7 protein-coding genes, 1 other RNA gene and 2 pseudogenes are annotated in these 8,058 nt (G+C 43.5%); all 10 read right to left on the bottom strand.

What is annotated here, in order from left to right; all coding sequences use genetic code 11:
* Positions 1-70: pseudogene (locus WJP93_RS03360) on the bottom strand (YbaB/EbfC family nucleoid-associated protein); the annotation flags it as partial.
* 32 nt (positions 71-102) lie between these two features.
* Positions 103-1,704, bottom strand: a complete 1,602-nt coding sequence (dnaX, locus tag WJP93_RS03355; RefSeq protein ID WP_337546889.1) for a DNA polymerase III subunit gamma/tau — start codon at positions 1,702-1,704, stop codon at positions 103-105.
* A gap of 6 nt (positions 1,705-1,710) precedes the next feature.
* The gene (locus WJP93_RS03350; RefSeq protein WP_227100555.1) at positions 1,711-2,781 is read right to left on the bottom strand and encodes a 6-phosphofructokinase; all 1,071 of its coding nucleotides are present in this window, start codon (positions 2,779-2,781) and stop codon (positions 1,711-1,713) included.
* Between the two features lie 145 nt (positions 2,782-2,926).
* Positions 2,927-3,187, bottom strand: an RNA gene (gene ffs, locus WJP93_RS03345) — signal recognition particle sRNA large type.
* Positions 3,188-3,232: 45 nt separating this feature from the next.
* Positions 3,233-3,670, bottom strand: a pseudogene (gene tadA, locus WJP93_RS03340) (tRNA adenosine(34) deaminase TadA); the annotation flags it as partial.
* 101 nt (positions 3,671-3,771) lie between these two features.
* Entirely contained in the window at positions 3,772-4,725 is a 954-nt protein-coding gene (locus WJP93_RS03335; RefSeq protein WP_308731179.1) for a DUF6128 domain-containing protein, read from the bottom strand.
* Positions 4,726-4,796: 71 nt separating this feature from the next.
* A complete protein-coding gene (gene rsmA / locus WJP93_RS03330) occupies positions 4,797-5,663 on the bottom strand; it encodes a 16S rRNA (adenine(1518)-N(6)/adenine(1519)-N(6))-dimethyltransferase RsmA (protein WP_227100557.1) in 867 nt (288 codons plus the stop codon).
* A complete protein-coding gene (locus WJP93_RS03325; protein ID WP_227100558.1) occupies positions 5,656-6,435 on the bottom strand; it encodes a TatD family hydrolase in 780 nt (259 codons plus the stop codon). Before WJP93_RS03325 ends, rsmA begins: the two co-directional genes overlap by 8 nt.
* A gap of 32 nt (positions 6,436-6,467) precedes the next feature.
* A complete protein-coding gene (locus WJP93_RS03320) occupies positions 6,468-7,577 on the bottom strand; it encodes a zinc-ribbon domain-containing protein (protein ID WP_337546886.1) in 1,110 nt (369 codons plus the stop codon).
* 57 nt (positions 7,578-7,634) lie between these two features.
* Positions 7,635-7,868, bottom strand: a complete 234-nt coding sequence (locus tag WJP93_RS03315; protein ID WP_337546885.1) for an Hpt domain-containing protein — start codon at positions 7,866-7,868, stop codon at positions 7,635-7,637.
* Positions 7,869-8,058: the final 190 nt, after the last annotated feature.

Genomic DNA, 8,058 nt, shown 5'->3' with positions numbered 1-8,058 from the left:
TCTGTGCCTGCTTCATTAAATTGTTCATATTGCCCGGCATACCGCCTGGGAATCCACCTCTTTTTGCCATGTCTTTACTTTTCCTTTCAACTATAAATTTAATTATTCATCTTCAACACCAATTTCCATATTGATTCCCTCAATATGGCTGCCTCTTGTGATGCGCGGCATCGCCTCACCTGCCTCAAGAAGCTTCGCAGTAATTGAAAATTCCTTCTGATACTGCTTATTTAACATCTGCCGAAGCTCTTCCATACGTTCCTGTCGAAGCATCAGCTCATAGTTAAATTTGTTTGTGAATACAATGCACAGGCCTTTTGCCTTATCATAGCTTATATTGGTTCCCATCAAAATCGAATTCATAAATCCCGACTGCATGTGAGAAAGCTTCTTCCACTCACTGCTTATCTTTTGATAGTCCTCATATTCGGCCTCACTTAATTCAACAGTCTGCGCTGCTTTTTGCATAACAGGCTGCTTTGCATCGCCCTCAAAATAAGAATCAAAAATGCTTCCAGACTGCTGTGGTTCTGTATTATTAACAAAACTGCCAGAAGCAATTTTCTCCTCAATTTGATCCAGTCTCACACGAAGACTCTCTATATCATCCTCCATCTGCGGCTGCATCATCTTAATAATTGCCATCTCAATAAGTACTCGTTTTGAGACAGCAAATTTGAGCTGATTTGAAAGCTCTGAACATATCCTGATATTTCTCATCAGCACACTAAGCGCCACCATCTTTGATTCTTCTCGAAGCGCCTCATAATTTTCTTTTGTCATCTCAAGTGCCTGCGCACTCTGGTCTGCTGTCTGCACCAGCATAAGATTTCGCAGATACCAGATAAAGTCTGTGACAAATTGGCTAAGATCGCGTCCCTGTGAACTGATTTCATCCATCAGCTGCACGCATCCTGGCACATCACATCGTATAATCAGGCGAAGCAGCTTAGAAAATACCTGTGTATCTACTGCACCGAGTACATCTAGCACCTTCTCATACGTCAGCCTCTGACCATAATAGAATGAAATACATTGTTCCAAAAGACTTAATGCATCTCGCATCGCTCCATCAGCTGCTTTTGCTACGTAGCGAACTGCATCCTCATCTGCCTCGACACCTTCTGCCTTAAGCAGATTGGAAACCTGATCTGCTATTACATTATTTCCAATTCGCCTGAAATCATATCGCTGACATCTCGACAAAACCGTGATAGGTATTTTATTTACCTCTGTCGTTGCTAAAATAAAAATCACATATGCCGGCGGCTCCTCAAGCGTTTTTAAAAGCGCATTAAAAGCCCCCGCCGACAGCATATGCACCTCATCTATGATATAGACGCGATATTTTCCTTCTGTCGGCGAGTACTGAACCTGATCACGAATCTCTCTGATATTATCGACACCGTTGTTTGATGCCGCATCAATTTCAGCCACATTTACCGAACGTCCCTCAAGGATCGACCGGCACACCGCACATTCATTGCACGGGCTTCCATCCACAGGATGCTCACAGTTGACGGCACGCGCCATGATCTTTGCAATCGTGGTTTTTCCTGTTCCTCTCGTGCCGCAGAACAGATAAGCATGACCTATGCGGTCTGAAATAATCTGATTTTTTAAAGTCCGTACAATGTGCTCCTGCCCTCTTACATCTTCAAATCGGGCAGGACGCCATTTGCGGTATAATGCTGTATATGCCATTTACAATTAATCTCCAAATGAAATTCCCATGAGCTTTGCTTCCTGAACCATCTCATCATCCGGCTGGATCATTTTAAGCTTTCCTGCAACATCTGCTAACGGAATCTTTGCGATATGATTGTTCTTCATACCTACCAGGTAGCCAAACTCTCCGTCTAAGATCATCTTGCCTGCTGCTGCGCCAAGTCTTGTTGAAAGGACACGGTCATAAGGGCACGGACTTCCACCTCTTTGCATATGACCTGGAACTGCTACACGCACCTCCTGTCCAGTCAGCTCAGAAATCTTTGCACCAATCTCGTAAGAGATAGATGGATACTGACGCGTTGCAATATATTTCTTATATTCTTTCTTTGAAAGTGCAGCCTGCTCCTTGGAGATTGCACCCTCAGCAACAGCAATGATTGAGAAACGCTTTCCTTCCTTAGCACGCTTATTTACAGCTGCTGCCACCTTATTGATATCATACGGAATCTCTGGAACAAGAATGATATCTGCTCCGCCTGCAATACCTGCATGAAGCGTAAGCCATCCTACCTTATGACCCATTATCTCCACGATAAAAACACGTCCGTGTGAAGCTGCAGTTGTATGGATACAGTCAATAGTCTGTGTAGCCAGATTGATAGCACTCTGAAAACCAAAGGTAACATCAGTTCCCCACAGATCGTTGTCAATTGTTTTTGGAAGTCCGATGACGTTAAGTCCTTCCTGACGAAGAAGATTTGTCGTCTTCTGGCTGCCATTTCCGCCTAATACTACGAGACAGTCAAGCTTTAGCTTCTTGTAGGTATTCTTCATTGCCTCTACCTTATCAAGACCATTCTCATCCGGGACACGCATCAGCTTAAATGGCTGTCTGCTCGTACCCAAAATCGTACCGCCATTTGTCAGAATTCCTGAAAAATCCTTTGATTTCATAATACGGTAATCCTCATAGATCAGTCCGCGATAACCTTCGATGAAACCAATGATTTCAACATCCTTTCTCTGATTATATAGCGTCTTTGCAACACCTCTCATGGTTGCATTCAAGCTCTGACAATCTCCGCCGCTGGTTAACATTCCAACTCTCATCGTATCTTCCTCCTTATAATTTAGGATTTCAGCTATATCAATGGCAAAACTAACCCATCGTAGTTTTTATTATACAAAAAAAGAGCTGTCGATGCAACAGACAACTCCTAAAAAACTCTTTTTCTTTTGATATATCATTTTTTTTGCGCATCCCGGCTTCGAATGCCACCCCCAGACGTTACCTCTGCAGCCTGCTCGGCTCAGGCACCCTCACGGCACACAAGAGATTCTGCTTAATGCTGCTTCGTTCCCGACCTGACATGGTTCACAGAGTCTTGTTGCGTAAGACCCAAACTTCAACGCCACTTACAAAGGGCAGCTCCACAAGTGAAACACCCTCAGCCGGAATATGACCCCTACTATAGCGGATTGAAGGTACAAGGCACCGCTACCGCCCCGGCTGCGCATCCATAATTGTATCGGATATTTCTTCGTTTGTCAAGGGGCGTTTCTTCTTTTTTACCCTGATACGTTTAAAAAACTCTGACAATATCTGCGAGCATTCCTGTTCCAAAACACCCTTTGTGATCGGAATCTGATGATTAAACTGCTGCATATCAAGCAAATTTATAATGGAACCAGCACACCCTGCCTTTGCATTCATTGCACCTATAACCACACGATCAAGACGTGCCTGCACGGCTGCTCCGGCACACATCTGGCATGGCTCAAGCGTCACGTACATCGTACATCCCTCCAGACGCCAGTCACCAAGCTTTTTCGATGCTTTTTTCATAGCTGCAAGCTCTGCATGGCCAAGCACTGAGCTTTCTATATTTCTTCTGTTATAGCCTCTGGCAATGACTTTTCCATCACAAACGATAACACAGCCAATTGGAACTTCATCAATAGCTGCTGCCTTTTTGGCCTGTGTAAGTGCCTGACGCATAAATTTTCGGTCTTCCTTTTCTCTAAGCCTTGCCTGTTCTTCCAAAAGCTGCTCGTTCTCTGTTGCCATTGTTTTCCCTTTCTTCTGTTTTTGATGTGTTTTTAACCAAATGCAGGATTCACCGTTTTTTGTTGATCTGCAACTGTCATCTTTGCTTCCTTTTTTTCACCCTGATCATCTGCCGGAAATACAATCGGCACACACCAGTAGCCAAAGTCTCCTGCTGACGCTTTTTTTGATTTAACGGAGCGAAAACAATAAAAGCCAAACATCTGCGCCATCAATTCCTCACTCTTTTCATAATTGCCAGGCACCCAAAGCTCATAACGTCCTTGTGTCACTTTTGCAAATACAATATAGCGGTACTTCACAAAACTGTACATCAAAAATCCATTATTGCTTAACATCCAATTTGGACGAGGAAGACGGCCAATATCTGCTGGCATTACCTTTAAACAAACTACTGTATCACCCGGAAGCGTCTCAATATGCTGATACGCTGTACTTAACTGTGCCCAAACAGCATCTGCCTTGTCTTGTCCCTGTTCTATTTTGTTTGTTTCTTTGCTATCAGTCTCACAGCAAACTTCCATCGTTTGAAGTTCTTCCTGAGGCTGATTTTCCAAAACCTGTTCATCTTCAGACTGTGCTGTTTGTTTTGCTCGATCCTTCTCAAACAGTGAGAGTCCAAAATACTGGTCATCCCAGACAGTTGCATAAGCGTTTGAAAACGGCTTCTGTCTGCCTGCCACAATTCCGCTAAGCTGCTCAAATTTAATCTCGCTTCCTGCAAGATAAACGCCGTTATTGATGTACTGGAGCTGTCCTTTTCCATTTTTTACAACCATACGGCCAAGCGGCACACAATCGCATCCATCCTTTGTATGATAAAAGCCAAATACATGCAAAATTTCAGCCTGCTCATTATTTTTTACAGACAGGAAAATACGCTGTACATCTCCTCTGATTTCTATCTTTGCAAACCCGCAGTTTTCCTTTTTTTGATCACCCTCATACTCAAAAAGATATGAGAGGAAGCGCTGATACTGTGCCATATTGATACCTTCCTTTCCTTATATGTATTCTAAATAAGTACATATGAAAGAAAGATATCTTTTAGAACAATTTAATTCGCGCTTTTTGACAATGCATCAGAAAGTGCTGCAAACTGCTCAAGTGTCAGCGTTTCTCCACGCACGTTTGCTGCTAAACCAATGCTTTCAAGCACAGCTGCAAGCTCTTCCTTTGATTTGTTTAAACCGCCTACGTTATATAGGCCATTTACTAGTGTTTTTCTTCTCTGATTAAAGGATGCTCGTATAATGTCAAACATCAGCTTTTCATTTTTTACTGCCACTGGTTTTTTATGACTTGTCAGACGGATAACAGCGCTTCCAACATTTGGTCTTGGCATAAAACAGTTTGGCGGAACATTTGCCACGATATATGGTTCTGCATAAAACTGTACAGCAAGAGACAATGCACCATAATCCTTTCCGCCAGGAAGTGCCTGCATACGCTGTGCGACCTCCTTTTGTACCATAACAGTCACACTCTCCATAGGTACATGACTCTCAAATAATCCCATTAAAATTGGTGTAGTAATATAATACGGAAGATTTGCAACTACCTTGATGCGTTTTCCCTCGCACTTTTCTTCCACGAGCTTGTTAATATCAAGCTTAAGAACATCATTATGAATAACCGTAACATTATCATATGCAGACAGCGTGTCCTGTAAAATCGGAATCAGATTGTCATCGATTTCAACTGCAAATACATGTTTTGCAGATTCGCACAGATATTGGGTCAGTGTTCCAATTCCCGGTCCAATCTCAAGTACATAATCCTCTGGTGTGATCTCTGCTGCACGCACAATCTTATCAAGCACATGCGTATCAATCAGAAAGTTCTGACCAAATTTCTTTGCAAAATGAAACTGGTATTTCTGTAATACCTCTATTGTATTCTTTGGATTTCCTAATTCAGCCACAGTTTTCCTCCAATCGGTACAGTCTTTTGGCATTTGCAAGCGTTGTCGTAATAACAGTTTCCTCAGACACCTGCTTGATCTGTGCCAGTTGCTTTACTACTTCTTTTAAATACATTGAATTATTACGTTTTCCGCGATACGGCACAGGTGCCAGATATGGACTGTCTGTCTCAAGCACAATCGAAGAAAGCGGAATTTCTGATGCCACCTCTTTAATTACCCTGGCATTTTTAAAGGTAAGCACACCTCCTATTCCAATGAAAAATCCCATTGAAATATACTCCTTTGCCATAGGCGCTGCATAAGAATAGCAATGAATTACGCCAGTATTTCCTGCCTTAGCAGCCTCCCTCATTATATCCATAGTGTCCTTTGCTGCTTCTCTGCTGTGTATAATAACCGGCAGATCAACCTCTCTTGCAAGTGCAAGCTGGCGTTCAAACCATTTCTTCTGAACTTCTCTCGGTGAGTTGTCCCAATAATAATCAAGTCCGATCTCACCAATTGCCACTACCTTTTTTTCCTGTGCAAGGCTTCGCAGCGTTTCAATATCTTCCTCTGTCATATCAGCTGTGCTGTCTGGATGAACACCAACGGCAGCATATATCTGCGGCCACTTTTTTGAAAGTGCAACCGCACTTTTTGAGGATTTCACAGACGCACCAACGTCCGTGATACAACAAATGCCGGAGGAGAAAATCTCCCCCAGCAATGTATCGCGATCCTCATCAAATGCATCATCATCATAATGCGCATGAGTATCAAAAATCATTCTATATTCCTCTCTGTTACAATCCGAAAAATTTATTCGATTGTCTCTGCAATCTCTGCTGCCGGTGCTTCCTGCACATCAGCTGCTGGTGTATCTGGCTGAGCTGGTGTATCTGGCTGAGCCGGTGTATCTGGCTGGGCCGGTGTATCTGGCTGAGCTGGTGTATCTGGCTGGGCCGGTGTATTTGGCTCTGTCGGCACTGTATCTGGCTGGGCCGGTGTATCTGGCTGAGCCGGTGTATCTGGCTCTGTCGGCACTGTATCTGGCTGAGCTGGTGTATCTGGCTCTGTCGGCTGCGTTGGTGCCGGCTTTGGCTGTGTCGGCTGCGTCGGTGCCGGCTTTGGCTGCGTCGGCTGCGTCGGTGCCGGCTTTGGCTGTGTCGGCTGCGTCGGTGCCGGCTTTGGCTGCGTTGGCTGTGGCTTTGGCTGCGTCGGTGCCGGTGACGTAGATGGCTGTGTTTGTACTGCTGTTGTAGTTGTCGTTGTCTCCTCTGCAGTAGTTGCCTTTGTTTTTTCCTCAGTTGTCTTTTCTTCAGTTGTTTCTTCTTCTGTACTTGTTTCTGCCTCAGAAGAAGTTTCCTCTTCTGTACTTGTCTCTTCCTCTGTAGAAGTCTCTTCCTCTGCTGTCTCCTGCGCAGTGCTTGTCTGCTCCTCAGTTGTCTGAACAATTGTCTGTGGAAGCTTCTTTTTATCCTGCTTTGTTGCAGTAAGCATCTTTGCTGTCGCAATGCCCACAACCACAATACCAGCAAGACAAATTAAAATCATTCCTCCAAGGATTTTATTTGCAATCGACTTTTTCTTTACCGGCTTCTCATCTGATTGGTCTGAAAAATAGGCTTCATTATTTTCATTATCATACGGACCACTTTCCGCCTCATATCCATCATCATACTGTTCTTCCTCGTAAGAACCATCATCGTACTCATCATCCTGATAAGTATCATCATACTGTTCCTCCTCGTAAGAACCATCATCCTGATAATCACTATCATCGTACTCATCTGATGACAGCTCATCATACTCCTGTAAATCTCTGCGCTTAAAAACAGTGCCTACGCTAGTAGCCACCAGACTCTTGCCACAAATCGGGCATACTCTGGTTCCTTCCTCAAGCTTCGCACCACATTTTGGACATATCATCCTCTGATTCCTTTCTGATTATCCTTATTTTGTAATTTCTGCAAATTCATCAGCTTTTCACTGTTCCAGCTGATTTAATGCATTCTCCACGCGTGCATAGCATGCCTGCACACCTGGCCACATAACCTTTGCCTGCTCCATATCACCCGCTCTTAAAGCCTCTGTGATATCATAGCTTACTTCAAACAACAACTTAAAACCCAGGTTTGCACAAATTCCTTTAAGTGTATGTGCCGCACGAAATGCAGTCTCAACATCGCCTGTTTCCATTGCCTGTGTTAACTGACTCATGCTTGGATCCTTCTTAAACATTAATGCAAATTTTTGTATTCTTGCTTCGTTCATGAGGCGCTTGAGAACGTCTTCATAATCTCCCCCCATCGCCTCATAGCACTCTTTTATTGTCATGTTCTCTCCAATCTATTTATGTAACTATAGTTTCCATTTTCATTTTGTATTCTACTCTATCATTTATAAAATT

Origin of the sequence: Anthropogastromicrobium sp. (genome assembly GCF_037349415.1) — a bacterium.
In the GTDB taxonomy this organism is placed as follows: Bacteria; Bacillota; Clostridia; order Lachnospirales; family Lachnospiraceae; genus Anthropogastromicrobium; species Anthropogastromicrobium aceti.
Note: the sequence above shows the minus strand (reverse complement) of the source record. Positions and strands in the feature narration are given on the sequence as shown.

Coding starts and splice junctions, on each gene's coding strand:
- WJP93_RS03350 (WP_227100555.1), bottom strand. CDS start 2,781: ATGAGAGTTGGAATGTTAACCAGCGGCGGAGATTGTCAGAGCTTGAAT.
- WJP93_RS03325 (WP_227100558.1), bottom strand. CDS start 6,435: ATGATTTTTGATACTCATGCGCATTATGATGATGATGCATTTGATGAG.
- WJP93_RS03315 (WP_337546885.1), bottom strand. CDS start 7,868: ATGAGTCAGTTAACACAGGCAATGGAAACAGGCGATGTTGAGACTGCA.
- WJP93_RS03335 (WP_308731179.1), bottom strand. CDS start 4,725: ATGGCACAGTATCAGCGCTTCCTCTCATATCTTTTTGAGTATGAGGGT.
- WJP93_RS03320 (WP_337546886.1), bottom strand. CDS start 7,577: ATGATATGTCCAAAATGTGGTGCGAAGCTTGAGGAAGGAACCAGAGTA.
- dnaX (WP_337546889.1), bottom strand. CDS start 1,704: ATGGCATATACAGCATTATACCGCAAATGGCGTCCTGCCCGATTTGAA.